Source organism: Sulfitobacter sp. M368, assembly GCF_025141875.1.
Lineage (GTDB): Bacteria > Pseudomonadota > Alphaproteobacteria > Rhodobacterales > Rhodobacteraceae > Sulfitobacter > Sulfitobacter mediterraneus_A.
The window spans coordinates 544,393-562,971 of record NZ_CP081113.1; the positions used below are offsets into that span (position 1 = coordinate 544,393).

General features: G+C 58.9%; 19 protein-coding genes. 9 read left to right on the forward strand and 10 right to left on the reverse strand.

Going from position 1 to position 18,579, the window contains the following annotated elements; genetic code table 11:
• Positions 1-73: 73 nt before the first annotated feature.
• Together K3754_RS02695 and K3754_RS02700 are read left to right on the forward strand one after the other, a co-directional pair.
• Positions 74-961 carry a helix-turn-helix transcriptional regulator gene (locus K3754_RS02695; RefSeq protein ID WP_259940742.1) on the forward strand — a complete coding sequence of 296 codons (888 nt, stop codon included), beginning with the start codon at positions 74-76 and terminating at the stop codon, positions 959-961.
• Complete coding sequence (locus tag K3754_RS02700) at positions 958-1,464, forward strand: 3-hydroxyacyl-CoA dehydrogenase family protein (RefSeq protein ID WP_259940744.1); 507 nt, start codon at positions 958-960, stop codon at positions 1,462-1,464. The genes K3754_RS02695 and K3754_RS02700 overlap by 4 nt, the downstream gene beginning before the upstream one ends.
• A gap of 50 nt (positions 1,465-1,514) precedes the next feature.
• On the opposite strand, the gene K3754_RS02705 is transcribed toward K3754_RS02700, so the two are convergent.
• From K3754_RS02705 to hmgA, 7 genes are all read right to left on the reverse strand, one after another.
• Positions 1,515-3,191 (reverse strand): ABC transporter substrate-binding protein, encoded by a 1,677-nt coding sequence (locus tag K3754_RS02705; protein WP_203209153.1) that lies wholly within the window; start codon positions 3,189-3,191, stop codon positions 1,515-1,517.
• 525 nt (positions 3,192-3,716) lie between these two features.
• Complete coding sequence (locus tag K3754_RS02710) at positions 3,717-3,905, reverse strand: DUF2783 domain-containing protein (protein ID WP_259940748.1); 189 nt, start codon at positions 3,903-3,905, stop codon at positions 3,717-3,719.
• Positions 3,902-5,506, reverse strand: coding sequence for an FAD-dependent oxidoreductase (locus tag K3754_RS02715; RefSeq protein WP_259940751.1), 1,605 nt, complete (start codon positions 5,504-5,506; stop codon positions 3,902-3,904). Before K3754_RS02715 ends, K3754_RS02710 begins: the two co-directional genes overlap by 4 nt.
• 30 nt (positions 5,507-5,536) lie before the next feature.
• Positions 5,537-6,487 carry an MBL fold metallo-hydrolase gene (locus K3754_RS02720; protein WP_259940754.1) on the reverse strand — a complete coding sequence of 317 codons (951 nt, stop codon included), beginning with the start codon at positions 6,485-6,487 and terminating at the stop codon, positions 5,537-5,539.
• A 57-nt stretch (positions 6,488-6,544) separates the two neighbouring features.
• On the reverse strand, positions 6,545-6,925 hold the full coding sequence (locus tag K3754_RS02725; protein ID WP_259940757.1) for a VOC family protein: 381 nt from the start codon (positions 6,923-6,925) through the stop codon (positions 6,545-6,547).
• Positions 6,922-8,187: a fumarylacetoacetase gene (gene fahA / locus K3754_RS02730; protein ID WP_259940760.1), complete on the reverse strand. Its 1,266-nt coding sequence runs from the start codon at positions 8,185-8,187 to the stop codon at positions 6,922-6,924. The genes K3754_RS02725 and fahA overlap by 4 nt, the downstream gene beginning before the upstream one ends.
• Positions 8,188-8,283: 96 nt before the next feature.
• Positions 8,284-9,645, reverse strand: a complete 1,362-nt coding sequence (gene hmgA, locus K3754_RS02735) for a homogentisate 1,2-dioxygenase (protein ID WP_259940763.1) — start codon at positions 9,643-9,645, stop codon at positions 8,284-8,286.
• Positions 9,646-9,714: 69 nt separating this feature from the next.
• Between hmgA and K3754_RS02740 the strand changes: the two genes are divergently transcribed.
• Together K3754_RS02740 and K3754_RS02745 are read left to right on the forward strand one after the other, a co-directional pair.
• A complete protein-coding gene (locus K3754_RS02740; protein WP_259940765.1) occupies positions 9,715-10,164 on the forward strand; it encodes a MarR family winged helix-turn-helix transcriptional regulator in 450 nt (149 codons plus the stop codon).
• A 26-nt stretch (positions 10,165-10,190) separates the two neighbouring features.
• On the forward strand, positions 10,191-11,051 hold the full coding sequence (locus K3754_RS02745; protein ID WP_259940768.1) for a DMT family transporter: 861 nt from the start codon (positions 10,191-10,193) through the stop codon (positions 11,049-11,051).
• Between the two features lie 5 nt (positions 11,052-11,056).
• Here K3754_RS02745 and K3754_RS02750 read toward each other — a convergent pair whose 3' ends face one another.
• Entirely contained in the window at positions 11,057-11,866 is an 810-nt protein-coding gene (locus tag K3754_RS02750) for a division plane positioning ATPase MipZ (protein ID WP_203209145.1), read from the reverse strand.
• A gap of 250 nt (positions 11,867-12,116) precedes the next feature.
• Between K3754_RS02750 and K3754_RS02755 the strand changes: the two genes are divergently transcribed.
• From K3754_RS02755 to K3754_RS02765, 3 genes are all read left to right on the forward strand, one after another.
• Positions 12,117-13,121 carry a PAS domain-containing protein gene (locus K3754_RS02755; RefSeq protein WP_259940771.1) on the forward strand — a complete coding sequence of 335 codons (1,005 nt, stop codon included), beginning with the start codon at positions 12,117-12,119 and terminating at the stop codon, positions 13,119-13,121.
• A gap of 216 nt (positions 13,122-13,337) precedes the next feature.
• A complete protein-coding gene (locus tag K3754_RS02760; protein WP_259940773.1) occupies positions 13,338-14,858 on the forward strand; it encodes an ABC-F family ATP-binding cassette domain-containing protein in 1,521 nt (506 codons plus the stop codon).
• A gap of 104 nt (positions 14,859-14,962) precedes the next feature.
• Positions 14,963-16,327 carry an IS1182 family transposase gene (locus K3754_RS02765; RefSeq protein ID WP_259940777.1) on the forward strand — a complete coding sequence of 455 codons (1,365 nt, stop codon included), beginning with the start codon at positions 14,963-14,965 and terminating at the stop codon, positions 16,325-16,327.
• Between the two features lie 116 nt (positions 16,328-16,443).
• On the opposite strand, the gene rpmE is transcribed toward K3754_RS02765, so the two are convergent.
• On the reverse strand, positions 16,444-16,665 hold the full coding sequence (gene rpmE / locus K3754_RS02770) for a 50S ribosomal protein L31 (RefSeq protein WP_025046988.1): 222 nt from the start codon (positions 16,663-16,665) through the stop codon (positions 16,444-16,446).
• A gap of 13 nt (positions 16,666-16,678) precedes the next feature.
• Positions 16,679-17,053 carry a 50S ribosomal protein L19 gene (gene rplS, locus K3754_RS02775; RefSeq protein ID WP_203209142.1) on the reverse strand — a complete coding sequence of 125 codons (375 nt, stop codon included), beginning with the start codon at positions 17,051-17,053 and terminating at the stop codon, positions 16,679-16,681.
• Positions 17,054-17,423: 370 nt separating this feature from the next.
• On the opposite strand from rplS, the gene ppk2 reads away from it, so the two are divergent.
• A complete protein-coding gene (gene ppk2 / locus K3754_RS02780) occupies positions 17,424-18,287 on the forward strand; it encodes a polyphosphate kinase 2 (RefSeq protein ID WP_231024241.1) in 864 nt (287 codons plus the stop codon).
• Positions 18,288-18,310: 23 nt separating this feature from the next.
• A complete protein-coding gene (locus K3754_RS02785) occupies positions 18,311-18,562 on the forward strand; it encodes a YdcH family protein (RefSeq protein ID WP_203209140.1) in 252 nt (83 codons plus the stop codon).
• Positions 18,563-18,579 lie beyond the last annotated feature (17 nt).

Sequence of the window (18,579 nt, forward strand, 5' to 3'; positions counted from 1 at the left end):
GTTCCGTAAGGATTGTTTTTCGCCAAATGACAGGCAACGATGCAGTATTATTCCTAATCATCTCTCTGGTTTTATGACTGACCTTTCCCCCTCAGAAGACCTCGGCGCCGCTTTGATTGCGCGCCTGGCGGCCCGCGTGGCGGAGGCCCGCAAGCTGCGCGGGCTGTCGCGGAGGGTCTTGTCGGAGATGTCCGGTGTCTCGCCGCGCTATCTGGCGCAGCTGGAGGCGGGTGAGGGCAATATCTCGGTGCTGCTGTTGCAGCGGGTGGCCAGTGCCCTTGATCTGCGGATTGAGGCGCTGTTGGCTGAAGGCATCCCGATGGACCACGAGGCAGAGCGGATCACGGCCTTGTTCCGGCAGGCGCCGCCGCAGATACAACAGCAGGTCTGCGGGTTGCTCGCGCCGCAAAACCCCAAGGTCATGCGGGCCGGGCGGATCTGTTTGATCGGGCTGCGTGGGGCGGGCAAATCCACCCTTGGCCGCATGGCCGGAGAGGCGCTGGGCATTCCGTTTGTGGAGTTGAATCACAACATTGAGACAGACGCCGATATGCCGCTCGCGGAGGTGATGGCGTTTTACGGTGAGGACGGCTATCGCAAGCTGGAGGCCGAGGCGCTTGAGCGTGCATCGGCCAAACATGACAAGATGATCCTTGCCGTTGCGGGAGGGATTGTGGCCCAGCCGGATACCTATGCCCGCCTGCTTGAGCGGTTTCACACCGTCTGGATCAAGACCAGCCCGGCAGAGCATATGCAGCGGGTGCGCGGGCAGGGTGACCTGCGCCCGATGGAGGGCAACCCGGCGGCAATGGCGCATCTCAAGTCGCTGTTGGAAAGCCGGATACCACTTTATCAAAAAGCCGAAGCGCAGGTGAACACAACCAACCGTGCGGTGCGGTCATCGGCCAATGATCTGCTGGCGGTGATTGCCAAATACCGTTTCCTTGACGGGGCCAAATGACCGCGCGTGATGCGGCGGCTGTGTTGCAGGATGCGTTCTGGCAGGCCGGTGAGGCGCTGATGTATCTCCATACGACCCCTTGGGAGCTGGACGAGGCGCTGACCGATTGGGGCTATACCATGGGCCCATGTGAAGCGCAGGATCTGATCGGGCTGGAAAAGATCCTTGCCCGCGAACCAAACCGCCCAGTGCCGATTTTGCCGCGCATGGTGGCGGAAGGGCGTATCGGCAAATCGGGCGGCGTTGGCTACTATCGCTATCCCGGTGGCGGCGGGGCGGTCATTGACCCTTTGATTGAAGATATGTTTCGCGAGGAGGCATGGTTTGCCGGCGATGTTCGGAGCGAGATCAGCGATGCACAGATCGTCGAGACGATGAATGCCGCGTTGGTCCAAGCGTTAGATCGGTTGTCCTTGCCGGATGCGGAGGCGTTGTCTGTGTTGGTGCGGGCCGTGCATTTCCCCAAAGACAAGATCTTGGGGGAACTCACCCAGCGGACATAAAAAAGGCCGCGACATGCGCGGCCTTTTTCAATGTCTGTGATCGGCGAGTTTTATGCAGACCAACCCATACGTGCGGGGTGCAATTCAAAACCGATGTGGTGCGCCGCACCAACCAGACCCTCTCTGGTGTGGTTGTAGAGAGAGCGCCAGTACGGCTGAATGGTCACGCCTTCGTCCTGGATCATCGCCTGGCCTTTGGCCATCAAGCCACGGCGCTTTTCAACGTCCGCAGTTGCGAGGGCTTCGGCCAGCAGTGCGTCAAACTCTGCATTGCTCCAGCCAAACTCGTTCCATGCTTCGCCGCTGCGATAGGCCAGGGCCCAGATCTGAACACCCAATGGACGGGCGTTCCAGTTGGTAGAGCTGAACGGATATTTGGACCAGTCATTCCAGAACGTCGAACCGGGCAGGATTGTCCGTTTGACCTTGATGCCCGCATCACGCAGCTGGGCGGCGACGGCATCGGTGGTGTCTTTGCGCCACGCATCGTCGATCGACATCAGTTCGTGCTCAAAGTCGGCCATGCCGGCTTCGTCCATCAGCGCCTTGGCGGCGGCCGGATCAACCTTGCGGGCTGGCATTTCGGCATACTCCGGGTGCATCGGACCAACGTGGTGGTTTTCCGCGACAATACCGCGGCCGCCATACCCCAGTTCCAGCAGAACTTCGTTGTCTACGGCCATGCCAATCGCCTGGCGCACACGTTTGTCTGCATAAGGCTGCTTGCCATCAACTTCTGCCAGCTGGTTGGGACGGATAACGATTGTCGCGGCGGTCGCGATGGAGTTCTCGACCCAGCCGTCCAGCGTCGACATGATGTCGATGTATTCGCCTTCCATGGAATAGAAACCATCAACCTCTTCGGCTTCGGCAGCGGCGATCCATGCAGATGGGTCGGTGCCGTAGTCGATGTATTCCAGACGGTCGATGAACGGTCCGCCGGTGATTTCCGTGCCCCACCATGTATGATCTGGGTTTTTAACCAGCACACCTTTTACGCCCACTTCGAGGGATTCTGGCAGATAAGGACCGGTGCCGATCGGGTTGTCCAGCATGCTGTCCGCGGTGAAGGAGCTGTGGACAATCGCGGCAGGATAGTCGGCCATGCCTGGGATCAACGTGATGTCGGATGCAGGCAGCATCAGTTTCACAGTGTGGCTGTCAACAACCTGAATGGCACCTTCGATGGCTTTGCCTGTGGCTTCGTCGATGAGGGTCGCAAAGCGGCCGGCCATGGAGTTACCTTCAACGGATTTATCACACCATGCTGTGATGTTGCGGGCAACATCTTCGGCGGTGAAGTCGTCACCATTGTTCCACTTGACGCCTTTGCGAACGTTCAGTGTGTACTCGGTTGCGTTATCGTTGATTTCCCAGCTTTCGAGCAAGGCTGGGGTGAATGTGCCATCGTTCTCCCAGATGGCCAGATATTCCAGCCAACCGCGTGAGAAGTTCGCGATCTGTGACCAGTCATATGTGCGTGGATCTTTCAACGCGCGGACTTCCATCTGAATGCGGACAGTGCCGCCCGGCTTGATGTTGGCGTGGGCTGCGGCGTTTGCCGGAGCTGCCATGCCAATCATGGAATAGGCGGTTGCGGCGGTTGCGCCGAATGCGCTGGCCAATGCCAGGAACTCGCGGCGGTTGACCGGATCTTTCTTGGCGGCTTCTGCGGAATCGTGGATCGATTGCGGCAGTGGCTTTCCGGTGCGTGTCAAATAACTCATGGTCTTCCTCTCTGTTGTCGGTGGCGATCTCTGAGAGCCGCCCTTTGTGACGCCAATTTGATGGCGCCAGATGATACAGTTTTCCTGCTTTTCTGGCCCGCTGACGCGGTTGCATGGCAATAGTCAAACACACAGGCCCGTGGCGTCAAGCCCATCACGGTATCTTGTCCATGGGTCGCGGGATCGGATAGGCCACGCAAACAGCGGTTGTGCGTCGGCGGTCAGGATGTTCATTTTCTTGCAGCGGTTTTGCGGCAGAGTGATGAAGATCTAAGCCACTCGCAATTTCAGTCCGTCAGCGCCAATTCAGGCTGCTCATGTGTCGCTTTCGGGCAAGCCGCCATGGAGCCAAGGTATAACCCCCACAATTTTCAGCCGTGGACGGAGGCGATTTTCCCGCCGCAATTCGGGTTCGTTTCTTTCCGAATTGCGGCGCATTTTGAAATAAAAAAAGTTTGGATAGATCTGCCGGAGGCGCGAACTTGGGCCTTGAGGGGGCGTGCAAACGAATCTATTCGCGCCGCTTCAGGTCACATCAACAGCTGCGTGCATCAGTTTCTTAAGTTTTTCCAAATCTCCGATTTCATTACTTAAAATCAAGACAAGGCGGGCATTCAATGCATGACTTTGTGCCTCGCTCAGGCCGTCGTGCAGGTCCATGAGGGCGTTATAAAAGGCGTCGGTGTCCTGCCCCAATTTATCATCAAGGATCATAGGGATGCTCCCATTGCATTTTCCATTGCAGTGCTGATCGCGGTGACATCCGGTGTGGAGAACACGGCGCAGACATGGCCGTCGGGGCGGAACAGATAGATATGGTCACGGCCATAGCGGCGGATGGCGTGGCCGTCCGTTGCCTCGAAGCAGGGGTAATTTCCGCGGCTGTTGATCCCGATACGGGCGATACCGTCGATCTGCGGCAATGCCACATCGCCAAAACCGACAAGCGTAAACTGTCCCTGCACCTCGTGGATCAGCCAGGTGTCGCCGTTGGGGCCGGACAACGGGGCGTCTGTGACCACCTCACCGGGGGCCACGGGGGCGCCGCCGGGGGTTTGCAGGCGCATCCCTTCGAGGGAACACGGCAAAGACAGCCGCCCGGAGTTGATCAACCGGCGGGCAAAGGGATGGCGGCTCGCGAGGGTCAAAACCTCATCGCGAAACAGCGCTTCAATCGGGGATTTGGGTGTCATGAAATTGGTGGCGCGGGACGAGTTCAGGATATTCTCGGCCGACCCATGGGAGCGCTCTTCGTTGTAGGTTTCAATCAGGGCAAGCGGTGCATCACCGCGCAGCACGGCGGCGAGTTTCCAGCCGAGATTGTCGAGATCCTGCACCCCGCCATTGCCGCCCCTTGCCCCAAAGGGGCTGACCACATGGGCGCTGTCCCCGACAAACAGAACCCGGCCATGCACAAACCTGTCCAGCTTGGCGCAGCGGAATTTATAGACGCTCATCCAATCAAGGCGGAAGGGTGCATCCCCAACGATCTGTTTGATCCGGGGGATCACCTTTTCTTCGGTGGCTTCTTCCTTGGGGTCGGTGTCCGGCCCCAGTTGCAGATCAATCCGGTAGATGTTGTCAGGTTGTTTGTGCAGCAGTGCGGATTGGCCGGGGTGGAAGGGCGGTGCGAACCAGAACCAGCGTTCGGGCGTGTCGTGATCGCCAAAGGGCGAGCTTTCCATTTCCACGTCGACAATCAGGAAATGCTCTTCGAAGGTCTGGCCATCAAAAGCGAGGTTCATCCGTTGCCGCGTGGCGCTGCCGGCCCCGTCGCAGGCGATGTACCACTCTGCCTCAAGCCTATAGGGGCCATCTGGCGTTTCCACCGTCAGCACAACATGATCGCCATTGTCGGTGTGATCTATGACTTTGTTGAGGAACCGCAGGTCGATCAGGTCCGGAAAGTCCTGCGCCCGTTCCACCAGATATTGCTCGACGTAGTATTGCTGTAGATTGATAAAAGCAGGGTATTTGTGGCCCGGCTCTGGCAACAGATCAAAGCTGTAGATCTCGTCCTTGCCGTGGAACTGACGCCCGACTTTCCATGTGACGCCTTTTTCGAGCATCCGTTCGCCCACGCCGAGCCGGTCAAAGATTTCCAGCGTTCGTTTGGACCAGCAGATCGCGCGTGATCCGACCGACACCACGTTGTTGTCGTCCAACACCACCGATTTGACGCCTTGCAGCGCAAGATCGACCGCCATGGCCAGCCCGATCGGCCCCGCGCCCACAATCACAACCGGATGGCGCGGCTCGGGTCCGCTTAAACCGGGCGGTGCGATGTAGGGGTATGGGGCGTAATCATAGGCCATGGGGCGCTCCTGTTTTGGGTGTTTTTCGGGTCAGCCTTGCAAGGCCTCCCACATTTCCAGATCGCGCTGTGCGGTCCAGATGCGGGGCGTTTCGATGCCGCGGGCTTCGTCATAGGCGCGGGCAACGTTGAAGGGCAGACAGTGTTCGTAGATGGCGTAGTCCGCGAACTTGGGATCGCAGGCGGCGCGGACCGCATCCCATGCTTCTTTCAAGGTGCCACCACGGGCCGCGACGCGGGCGGCCGGGGCATAGGTGCTGTCGACAAAATCACGGGTGCTTTCGATGGCACGTTCCACGGCGTCTTTGCCGATCAATGCGCCGCCGCGACCGGGGGCGATGGCATCGACGTCAAAGCTGGCGATGTTATCAAGGGTGTGACCCCATTCGTGAAAATGCCCGTCGCCGCAATAGCAGGCGGAATGGTCTTCGACGATGTCACCGGTGAACATCACGTTTTCGTCCTGCACCTGCACCACGATATCACCCGCCGTATGGGCGCGGCCCAGATGCATCAGATCGACGCGGCGGTTGCCCAGATAGACGGTCATGCTGTCTGAGAAGGTGGTGGTTGGATAGGTCAGGCCGGGGATGCTTTCATGGCCTTCAAACAGGCGCGGGAAACGTTGGAATTCGCTGTCCCAGTCTTCCTGCCCACGTTCCACAACCATGCCACGCGCAGCATCGGACATGATGATCTGGTCCGCGCCATAGGCCGATGCGCCCAGCACACGCACCGCGTGATAATGGGTCAGCACAACATGGCTGATCGGTTTGTCGGTCACTTCGCGGACCTTTTCGATCACCTTGCCCGCCAGACGGGGGGTCGCCTGTGCCTCGACGATCATCACGCTGTCGTCGCCAATGATCACGCCGGAGTTGGGATCACCCTCGGCGGTAAAGGCCCAGAGATCGCGGCCGATCTCGTCAAATGTGATTTTCTTTTCGGTCATGTCGCCTTGGGATGCGAATGCTTTGGCCATGAGGGATGTCCTTTGTGCGTTGGGTGGATGCCGGTATAGGGTGCTGCTGGCGTGCGTTTAAGGGGCTGGTTGCGGGCTGGCGTCGTAGGCCAGAAACTCCAGCCGGTTGCCAAATGGATCGGTGGTGAAGAACCGTTTGCGGTCTTTCAGCGCCGCGTCCCATTGCAGCGGGTGATCGGCGGCGTTCAGCTGCATTGCCAGCGCTTCGATGTCTTCGACCAGAAAGCCGGGGTGGGCTTTGCCAGCCGGGGCAAAAGGGGTTTCGACCCCCAAGTGCAACTTGGCCCCGGCAAGCGCCAACCAAAGCCCGCCGCGCCCTTGCAGGGCAGCGGGTTTGCGGATCTCCGGCAGGCCGATCAGTTGGCACCAAAAGGTGCGTGCCTGATCTTCTCCGCCTGCGGGGATTGCAAGTTGGATATGATCCAGTCGCAGGGTCATTGGCGGGTGAACGGATCGTCAAGGGCAGGCTGGATCTGCCCGGTGCAATCGCCAAAACCGATGCGGTAGCCGTCCCCATGGGCCGCGCCGCGCAGGGTCATCGTGTCGCCGTCTTCGAGAAAGCCGCGGGTCTCGCCGGTCTCCAGCGTGAAGGGTTCGCGCCCGGCCCAGCTGAGTTCCATCAATGATCCGTATTCGGCGCGGGTGGGGCCGGAGATTGTGCCTGAGCCCAGCAGATCACCGGGGTTCATGCCGCAACCGCCCACCGCGTGGTGGGTCAGCTGTTGTGCGGCGGAATAATACATGCGGCTGTAGTTGGTTTTGGCGATGGAGCTGGCCTTGGCCGCGCCTTCGGGTTGCATCAACACTTCGAGGTCAATGTCATAAAGGCCCGGCTTGCTTTCGCTGAGGTAGGGTAGCAGTTCCTTGCTGCGCTCGGGCACCTCGGTGCGGAAAGGTTCAAGCGCCTCTTTGGTGACGATCCATGGCGAGATGGAGGTGCCAAATGCCTTGCCCTGAAACGGGCCAAGCGGTTGGTATTCCCAGCCCTGAATGTCCCGCGCGGACCAATCGTTCAGCAGGACATAGCCAAAGATCATCTCATCGGCTTGTTCGGTTGTGATCGGCTGGCCAAATTCACTGCCCATGCCGACAACCGCACCCATCTCCAGCTCGATATCAAGGCGCTTACTGGGGCCAAAGCTTGGCACTTCGGCGTCAGGCGCTTTGATCTGGCCCAATGGGCGGGTGATGGGCGTGCCAGAGACCACCACCGAAGAGGCGCGGCCGTTGTAACCGATGGGGATATGCAGCCAGTTGGCGGGCAGTTCCGGACCGCCGCGCAGGATAGACCCCATGTTCTCCGCGTGTTGGCGGCCTGCGTAGAAATCGGTGTATTCGGACACAAGGAACGGCAGGTGCAGTTCGGCGTCGGCGCGGGCAACGAGCAACGGCGCAGCGGCGGCCTGATCGGGCGATCCTTCGGCGAGGATCTCGGTCAGGCGGGCGCGCAGGCTGGACCATGTGTCAGGGCCCAATTCCATGACTTCGTTCCAAAACGGCACGTCAAACAGCGCCTCATCATTGAGGTTGATCAGCCCTTCTTCTTCGGCGCGGGCCATGTCGAGGATCATATCGCCGATGGCCACACCGCAACGCGGCGACAGATCGTCGGTCGAGAACACGCCATAGGGCAGGTTGTTCAGAGGAAAGTCGGTGTCTGCGCTGTTGGCGCTGGTCACCCAAGAGGGGAGGAGGGTCATGTATGGTCCTTTGGTCGGTGCGGCGGGAGGCTTCCCGCCCAATGCAAGCAAGGTAGGGTGGGGATTATCCCCACCACAACCCGTCATTTTGCGGCGTCATTTCTGGCCCGGTGTGCCATCAAATTTCTTTTCAATGTCTTCCCAGCAGTCGATGTAATCGTCCTGCAGCGGTGCCTCTTTGGCGGCGAATTCCGTCAGATGCTGCGGGAAGCGGGTCTCGAACATGAAGGACATGGTGTTGTCCAGCTTTTCCGCCTGAAGATCGGCGTTAGACGCCCCCTCAAAGGCGTTCTTGTCCGGCCCGTGCGGTAGCATCATGTTGTGCAGGCTGATGCCTCCGGGAACAAAGCCCTGCGGCTTGGCGTCATACTGTCCATAGATGTTGCCCATCAGCTCGGACATGATGTTCTTGTGATACCAGGGCGGGCGGAAGGTATCTTCGGCCACCATCCAGCGTTCGCGGAACAGGACAAAGTCGATGTTCGCGGTGCCGGGCTGGCCCGAAGGGGCGGTCAGCACGGTAAAGATCGAGGGATCGGGGTGATCAAAGAGGATCGCGCCGACCGGGCAATAGGTGCGCAGGTCATATTTCACCGGACAGTAATTGCCGTGCCAGGCCACCACATCCAGCGGCGAATGGCCGATCTTGGTTTCGTGGAACTGGCCACACCATTTGATCGTCACTGTGGAGGGGGCATCGCGGTCTTCGTAGGCGGCCACGGGGGTTTTGAAATCACGGCGGTTGGCCATGCAGTTGGCCCCGATGGGGCCGCGGCCCGGCAATTCGAACTTTTGCCCGTAGTTTTCGCAGACAAAGCCGCGTGCCGGCCCTTCAAGCACCTCGACGCGGTACAGCAGCCCGCGCGGCAGGATCGCAATTTCCTTGGGTTCCAGATCAATGATCCCCAGCTCGGTGCAGAACCGCAGGCGGCCTTCCTGGGGCACCACCAGCAATTCGCTGTCGGCGGAGTAGAAATAGCTGTCCACCATGCTTTCGGTGACCAGATAGATATGCGTGGCCATGCCGACCTGCGTGTTCACATCACCGGCTGAGGTCATGGTGCGCATGCCCGTGAGCCATGTCAGCTTTTCCTCTGAATGTGGTACGGGATCCCAGCGGTATTGGCCAAGCGATGTCACATCTTCGGGGATGTGCGGCGCCGATTTCCAATAGGGCAGGTCGATGCGTTCATAGCGGTGGGAATGTTTCACCGAGGGGCGGATGCGGTAGCACCATGTGCGCTCGTTCTGGTGGCTGGGCGCGGTGAAGGCGGTGCCGGTCAGCTGTTCACCATAAAGACCATAGTTACACTTTTGCGGGCTGTTCATGCCCTGCGGCAAGGCACCGGGCAGGGCCTCCGTTTCAAAATCGTTGCCAAAGCCGGGCATATAGCCTTCGTGCGGGCCGGCGGGCGATGCGGCGCGGATCATGCCGCTGGGACTTGTCTGACGGTTCATGAGGTTCCCCTATTGCGAGTTTGTTGCGGATGTAATAGTTGTTTTTGTAACTAACAAGCGGTGTGGCGCATGTCTGACGACAATTTTGAACTGGAAGAGTTCCTTCCTTACCTGCTGAACCAGTCTGCAGAGGTCAGTTCCCTCGCGTTTCAGCGTATCTACAAAGACCGTTATGGCATGTTGCGAACGGAATGGCGGGTTTTGTTTCACCTCGGCCTTTATGGCAGCATGACCGCAAGCGAGATCGGCAACCGGGCCCGGCTTCATAAGACCAAGATCAGCCGCGCTGTGCAGCGCCTTGCCGAGCGCCGGTTTCTGACGCGAACAAAGGACAAGACGGACCGGCGGGTGGAGCATCTTGCCCTGACCGCTCAGGGCGAGGCGGCGTATAGGGATCTGCGCGAAACGGCGCGCCAGTACGAGCAAAAACTGCTGTCTGAGTTGACACCGCAGGAAGGCAAGGTGCTGCGCAAGGCGTTGATGAAACTGTCTCAGGTTGATCCGGGCCGCTTTACTTAACGCCCCAAAACCGTCACCGATGGCGCATGAGTGATCAAACCAAAGGCCTTTTGATAACCCTTTTCGGTGTCCTGTTTGTGGTGCCGGATTCGCTTTTTGTGCGGTTGATCCCTGCCGACCCTCTGACAATTGCCTTCTGGCGCGTTCTGCTGGCGGGCGGCGGCACCGGGATCTGGTTGTTGCTGCGCCGTGGCACAGCGCCGTTTGGGGCAGTTCTGGAGACGGGCCTCTACGGGTGGATCTATATGGTTGGCGTGGGGGCAAGCGGTGTTCTGTTTGTGATCGCGGTCAGCCTGACATCAGTCGCCAATGTTGTCTTTATCATCGCGTCGCTGCCGGTGTTTGCCGCGGTGTTCAGCCGGATTTTTTTGTCCGAGCCGTTTAGCCAGCGCACGCTGTTGACCATTGCCGCGGTGGTGCCGGGACTGGCGGTGATCGCCTATGGCTCAGGCGAGACCGAAAATGCGCATATTGCCGGAGATCTGTTGGCGCTCTGCCTTTCGGCCCTGTTTGCAGCGGCGTTGACGGCGGCGCGGGCGGCCAAGGGCACATCCATGGTGGCAGGGGTGGCGATGGGCTATGTCATGGCGGCGCTGTTGATCCTGCCATGGGCCGCGCCCTTTGACATGCCAAGCGGTGCATGGCCGCTGGTGTTGGCCCATGCGGGGGTGATTCTGATCAGTTCCGTGCTTCTGGCGATTGGGCCACGCTATATCACCTCGGCAGAGGTGGGGTTGCTGGTTTTGTTGGAATCCGTGCTTGCGCCGCTTTTGGCATGGGGTGTGATCCGGGAATATCCCGGCCCCTATGCGCTGATTGGCGGCGCGATTGTGATTGGTGCGCTGTTTCTGTCCAATCTGGTGGTGCTGCTCCGGCAACGCCGGTAGCGGGATCAGAAATCGACGGTCACATCCGGCAGGTTCAGCGCCTTGACCAGATCGCGCAATTCCTGACGGGCCGCGATATTTGAGATATTGAGCTGTTTGACGCCAATGTCCTTGAGGTCCAGCAAAGTCAGGCCACGTGGGAACAGCTCTCGGAAGATCACCCGCTCGTTAAAGCCCGGTGCGATGCGGAACCCGATGCGCTTGCTAAGATTCTCAATCGCGCGTTCCATCTTTTCCTTGTTGACCATGCGCTGTGCGCCCATGCGGTTGCGCACCACAACCCAGTCAATCGCGGACAGGCCAGCCTGTGCCCGTAACTGCCGCGCGTTCCAGACCATTTCGGAGTAGACGGACGGTCCGGTGATCTTTTCGCCGCTGGCATCGGTGTGGGCCAGCAGGTCAAAGTCGATAAAGCTGTCGTTCAGGGGCGTGATCAACGTATCGGCCAGAGAATGCGCCACTTGGCTGAGCCGGGTGTGGGAGCCGGGGCAATCAATCAGGATAAAATCGTTGTCAGCTTCCATCTGCGCCACCGCAGCGCTGAGCCGGTGATCATACATGTTCTCGCCAGGACGCAGGCTTTCTTGTGCCACTTCGGGCAAATCACACAGGGCAGGGCAGGCCAGATCCAGACCCGAGTCCTCGATATAGGCACGACGGTTTTCGATATAGCGGCCGAATGTGCGTTGGCGCAGGTCCAGATCCAAGCCGCTGATGCGGTGCCCCATCCGGGCAAGGGCGGTCGCCACATGCATGGATACGGTGGATTTGCCCGCGCCGCCTTTTTCGTTACCGACGACAATGATATGCGCCATTCTGCTGTCCCTCTTCATGCCTGCTACTCACAGGATCTTGTTGGGCACCACTATATGTTGGGTTGCCTGAATTTGAAAGTGTTAGGATTGGCCAAGCTTCCCTCTGCGTCACCGATGCTTGGGCTTGGCAAATTGTGATTTCAGACCTTATGTTTAACGCTAGGGGCCGCGTCTCCGGACGGTCTGCATCTCTATGATGTGCCAGGATCGGATGCGCAAGACGGCCTTGGTGCGAAATTTTTACCGGAGAGTGACGTTGGACAGAAACGGCAGGGAAGGCGCATGGGCGCTGCGCAATGACCGTGCGATTGCAGAGACCGTGCGGCACGCGCAAATTCCCCTCTGTATTACGGATCCGACATTGCCGGATAATCCGATTGTGTTTGCCAATGCGGCGTTTTGTGAGTTGACAGGTTACGTTGAGGAAGAGGTCATCGGCCAGAACTGCCGGATGTTGCAGGGGCCGGGCACAACGGAAGAAAGCGTTGCGGCGATCCGCAAGGTGATTGCAAGCGCCGAGGTGGATACGGTCGAGATCCTGAACTACCGCAAGGATGGCACCTCATTTGTGAATGCATTGCAGATCGGTCCGATCCTCGATGATGACGGGGCGCTGATGTATTATTTTGGCTCGCAACTGGATGTGACCGCCAAACGAGAGATGGAGAAACAGGCACGCCAGCTTGCCGATGATGAGCTGCTGCACCGGTTGCGCAATATTGTGAACGTGATGAATGTGATTGTGCGCATGACGGGGCGTGAGGAAAATGACACCGCGGCGTTGGCCACCAAGATCGGCGAGCGTCTGACGGCGCTGAGCGATGTGCATTTCAACACGATCCGGCCCAATACGGATGAGGGAACAGAATTTGAAGCGCTGGCGCGGACCATTCTGGCCCCCTATGCGCCGGGCGGTTTGGTGCAGCTCACTCTTTCCGGGCCTGCCGTGGCACTGCCTGCGGGGCTGATCTCGCCCATCACGCTTGGCCTGCATGAGTTGGCAACCAATTCCGTCAAACACGGCGCGCTCAGTGTGGCTGAAGGGCGGGTTGAATTGCGATGGGTTGTGCAGGACCGCGAAGAGGGGCGCAGCATTGCCTTTCATTGGGAGGAAACCAACGGTCCGCCCGTGGTTGTGCCAGCCCGGCAAAGCGGATCGCGCATCATCAAGACCCTCACCACCAGCACCGGCGGCGATATGGCCTTTGATTGGCGCGAAAGTGGGCTGATCGTTAAGGCGGATTTCCCACTGTGATCCATGGTTGCCATTGTGGCAGGCTTTTCCTAGTCTGATGCAACGGTCTATTTCAACAACAGGAGGGCAACAGCTGAATATGCGTATCATCCGCCGTCTTCAGCATGGTCCCCGCACCGCCCTGTAAATCCGTTTGCAGGGCTGATCAGGGAACAATTGCCCATTGGTCTGCCTCAAGCCGCTTTGCGGCCCGTTTTGATATGACTTGAGACCAAAATGACACTGTTGAATGTAAATGCCTTGGGCGTAACCCTTGGTGACCCGCTTTTTACCGACCTGAACCTGACCATTTCCAAAGGCGACCGCATCGGTTTGGTGGCCGCGAACGGGCGCGGCAAATCCACATTGATGAGCTGCCTTGCCGGCACGTTGGACCAGACCACTGGTGATGTGACCCGCGCGCGCGGGTTGCGCATCGGCCACGTGCAGCAATATGTGCCCGAGGCGGCACAAGAGCTGACGCTTTATGATCTGGTGCTCGACGCCCTCCCGACGGAACAGGCCGAATACGAAAGCTGGCGCGTGGACGTGGCGCTGGATGAGCTGGCAGTGCCGTATGACTTGCAACATCAGCCCCTGAACACACTCAGCGGCGGCTGGCAGCGCACGGCGCTGCTGGCGGCGGCCTGGATCAATGAGCCGGACATGTTGATGCTGGATGAGCCGACCAACCACCTTGATCTGCACCGGATCGGGTTATTGCAGGGCTGGATTGCGGCATTGCCGAGGGAACTGCCGGTATTGATCACATCGCATGACCGGGCGTTTCTGGATGCCACTACCAATCGCACGCTGTTTCTGAGGGCGGAAAGATCGCGGGCTTTCGATCTGCCTTTCACACCGGCGCGGGCCGCGCTGGAAGAGGCCGACGCGGCCGACGAGCGCCGGTTTGCCAATGATCTGAACAAGGCGCAGCAGTTGCGCAAACAGGCGGCCAAGCTCAAGAACATCGGCGTCAATTCTGGCTCTGATCTGTTGATCACCAAGACCAAGCAGTTGAATGAACGCGCCGCCAAGATGGAAGCGGCCGCGAAACCGGCACATAGGGAACGCAGCGCAGGCGAGATCAAGCTGGGCAACAGCGGTACCCATGCCAAAGCCTTGATCACCTTTGACGAGGCGGATGTGACCACACCCGACGGCCGGCTTTTGTACCGGACCGGGCAAAAGTGGATCTCGAAAGGGGACCGTGTGGTTTTGCTTGGGGCCAATGGCACGGGCAAGACCCAGTTGATCGAGATGGTGCAGCGCGCGCTTGAGGGGCATGAGGGCGGCGCGGTCAAGTCCGCGCCCTCGGTGGTGCCTGCCTATTCGGATCAACATCTCAGCCAGTTGGACGATGCCGCCACACCCATGACAACAGTGGCGGGTCAGTTCGACGTGGGTGATCAGCGGGCGAGGGGGTTGCTGGCGGGGGCCGGTGTGAACATCCAGATGCAGGATACCAAGATTGGCGCATTGTCCGGCGGGCAAAAGGCACGTCTGGCGATGCTGGTGCTGCGGCTGAGAAACCCGAACTTTTATCTTTTGGATGAACCAACCAACCATCTGGATATCGAGGGGCAGGAGGCGCTTGAGGAGGAATTGATCGCTCATGGCGCGTCTTGCCTTTTGGTCAGTCACGACCGGAGCTTTCTGCGCAATGTGGGCAACAGGTTTTGGTGGATCAACGGAAAGAAGCTGGAAGAGGTCGACAGCCCAGAGGCCTTTTTGCAAGGCGAGATGGCGGGCAACTAATGCCCATATCACATCGCGCAACAAAAAAGGCGCGGACCGTGGTCCGCGCCTCAGACTGCTGACAAAGTCCTCGCCATGAGCGGGGACTTTTGATTCAATGGGGTATGTTGAGAAAGCCTTCCCCACAGCAGACCGAACTTGAGATGGTTACGTTGGAGCAATTGGTGCCGAGCGATCATCTTTTGCGCAAGGTGAGTTCTGCGATTGACTTCGGGTTCATCCGGGAGATGACCGAGGACCTTTATTGCCCCGACAATGGTCGCCCGCCGATTGCGCCTGAGATGCTCTTCAAGGCGCTGTTTGTCGGATACTTGTTCGGCATCCGCTCGGAACGGCAGCTGATGCGGGAGATCGAGGTGAACGTGGCTTATCGTTGGTTCATCGGGCTGCGGCTAACGGACAGCGTTTTTGACGCCAGCACCTTCAGCCAGAACCGCCGCCGCCGGTTCGACGGGACGAATATCGCACAGCGCATCTTTGATCATATTGTGGAGCAGGCCATTGGGCGCGGGCTTGTGGGCGGTGAGGTGCTCTATACAGACAGCACGCATCTGAAGGCCAATGCCAACAAGGGCCGCTATGACAAGGACATGGTCGCCAAATCCCGCGCCGCCTATTGGGATGATTTGGATGCGGCCATCACTGCCGACCGTGCCGCGCATGGCAAAAATCCCCTCAAGCCGAAGGATCGCCAGCCGCCGGTGAAGGAAACCAAGGTCAGCCGCACCGACCCGGACGCAGGTTACATGGTGCGTGACGGCAAACCTAAAGGGTTCTTTTACCTTGATCACCGTACAGTGGACGGGCGCTACGCCATCATCACCGACACCCATGTGACGGCCGCCAACGTGCATGACAGCATCCCCTATCTGGGGCGGTTGGACCGTCAGCGGGCGCGGTTCGGATTTGACGTGCAGGCGGTGGGCCTGGATGCAGGCTATGCCAGCGCGCCGATTGCCAGGGGGCTGGAGGATCGCGGTATCCTCGGTGTTACGGGGTACCTGCGCCCGTCGCGTCCTAAAGGGATGCTGCCCAAACGCGCCTTCCGGTATGATGCGGCAGTGGACGCCTATCGCTGCCCCGAAGGTCAGGTGATCCCTTACGCCACGACCGACCGCAGCGGCTACCGTCACTACAAATCTGACCCGTCACAGTGCCGCGACTGTCCACTGCTGGCCTCCTGTACCACCAACGCCAAGGCCCAGAAAACCGTCACCCGCCATGTCTGGGCCGACGCCCGCGAACGCACAGATGCCCACCGCCTGACCGACTGGGGCAAGGCGCTCTACAAACGACGAAAAGAAACCGTCGAGCGCTCCTTTGCGGACGCCAAACAACTCTTCGGCCACCGCTACGCCCGCTTCCGATCCCGAGCCAAAGTCCAGACCCAATGCCTCCTGGCAGCCACCGCCCAGAACATCAAGAAAATCGCAATGGCTGTATCGCGTGGAACACCACAAAGCACCTGAGACAGAGCAAACCCCTAAACACATAAACAAAACCCCGCCAAAATGACGGGGTTTGTCAGTAATCTGAGGCGCGGACCGTGGTCCGCGCCTTTTCGCAATAAACGTCGTCAAGTGACTTACAGGCTGAGACCTGCGTATTTGTTCTTGAACTTGGACACGCGGCCACCGGTGTCCATGAGGCGGGATGTGCCGCCTGTCCATGCTGGGTGCACGGATGGGTCGATGTCCAGCGACAGTTGATCGCCTTCTTTGCCCCATGTGGATTTCATCTGTACGATCGTACCGTCAGTCATCTTGACGTTGATCATGTGGTATTCGGGATGTGTATCGGCTTTCATTGGTCCGGCCCCCTTACGCTTTCTTCGGCTTGTAGTTGGAATTCTCAACGATACGCGCGGATTTACCACGACGTGAGCGCAAGTAGTACAGTTTGGCGCGACGCACACGGCCACGGCGGACCACTGTGATGCTGTCGATGTTGGTGGAGTGCAGCGGGAATACGCGCTCAACACCTTCGCCGAAGCTGATTTTGCGAACTGTGAAAGACCCGGCAATGCCGTGACCGTTGTTACGGGCGATGCAGACGCCTTCGTAGTTCTGCACACGGGTGCGGGTGCCTTCGGTGACTTTAAAGCCAACGCGGATGGTGTCGCCCGCGCGGAAATCTGGGATTTCCTTGCCAAGTTCGGCGATTTGTTCCGCCTCAATCTCTGCGATCAGGTTCATCTGACGCTTCTCCTATGATGCTCGTGGTGTTCCACGAAGTTATTGCGCGATCCAAGAGCTTCGGGGTCTATCGGGACTGCGCCGTAGCGGCCCGCCGGAGGTAGCATCGTCATTCCTTGTTTGCCCTGCACGTAACGCAAAGCACCGGAGACGCGACAAGCGATTCCGGATGGGCGGGGTATAGGGGGGAAGTTAGCAGGGATCAAGGGGGGAAAACCCGTCTGGATTTGATCCGGGTTCCACAGCTTTGCCGCTTTGCTTGATCCACGTCAAGGCAATGGCCGTGCGGCTGTGGCTAGGTAGGGCCGCAAGAGAAAACCAGGCATTGGAAGGGGACAGCATGGCGGCTGAAACACAGCAGACAGAGGCGATGGAACATTCAGACCGCAGCGCGGCAATTGTTGGATTTGAACAAGGTGAATACCCCTATCAGACCAAGCTGGACCGCAAGACATACGAGGCTGAGAAATCCGCGCTTCAGGTCGAGTTGTTGAAGGTGCAGCATTGGGTGCAGGAGACCGGCCAGAAGTTTGTGCTGTTGTTTGAAGGCCGTGATGCGGCGGGCAAGGGCGGCACGATCAAGCGGTTCACCGAACACCTCAACCCACGCGCCGCCCGTGTTGTGGCCCTGAACAAACCCACCGACGAAGAGCGCGGGCAATGGTTCTTTCAACGCTATGTCAAACATCTGCCCACGGCGGGCGAGATCGTTCTGTATGACCGGTCCTGGTACAACCGCGCCGGTGTAGAGCGGGTGATGGATTTTTGCGCTCCGGCGGAATACCTCGAATTCATGCGCCAGACGCCGGAATTCGAACGGATGTTGGTCCGGTCCGGGATCAAGCTGTTCAAATATTGGTTCTCGGTCACGCAAGAAGAGCAAAAGCGCCGCTTTGCCTCGCGGGAAACCGATCCGCTCAAGCGGTGGAAACTTTCCCCGATCGACCGCGCCAGCCTGGACAAGTGGGACGATTATACCGAGGCCAAGGAAGCGATGTTTTTCTACACAGATACGGCGGATGCGCCTTGGACCGTGATCAGATCCAATGACAAGAAACGCGCCCGGCTGACCTGTATGCGGCACTTCCTGTCGCAGCTCGATTATCCAGACAAGGACCATTCTGTCGCCACCGCACCCGATCCGCTGATCTTTCATCAGGCCGAAGCCCTGCTGCGCGACAGCGACCATATCCTGGCTTCTTCGCTGCATCCGAAGAGCCGGAAACGTACATAAACCCAACAGAAGGAAGATCACCTATGTCTCACACACCACATGAACTGACCGAAGAGTTCCCCGAACTGGTGGATCAGATGGCGGCCCTGCGCCAATCCGACAGCCATTTCGAAAAGCTGAGCGATGCCTATCACACGCTGAACCGCGCCCTGCACCGTGCCGAAACAAATGTGGAGCCGACAAGTGATGATCACATGGTCGACATGCGCAAAGAACGCATGGCGCTGAAAGATGAGATCTATGCCTATGTGAAGGCCAATTCAGAAACGGCCTAATGGCCATCGAGGGTGGC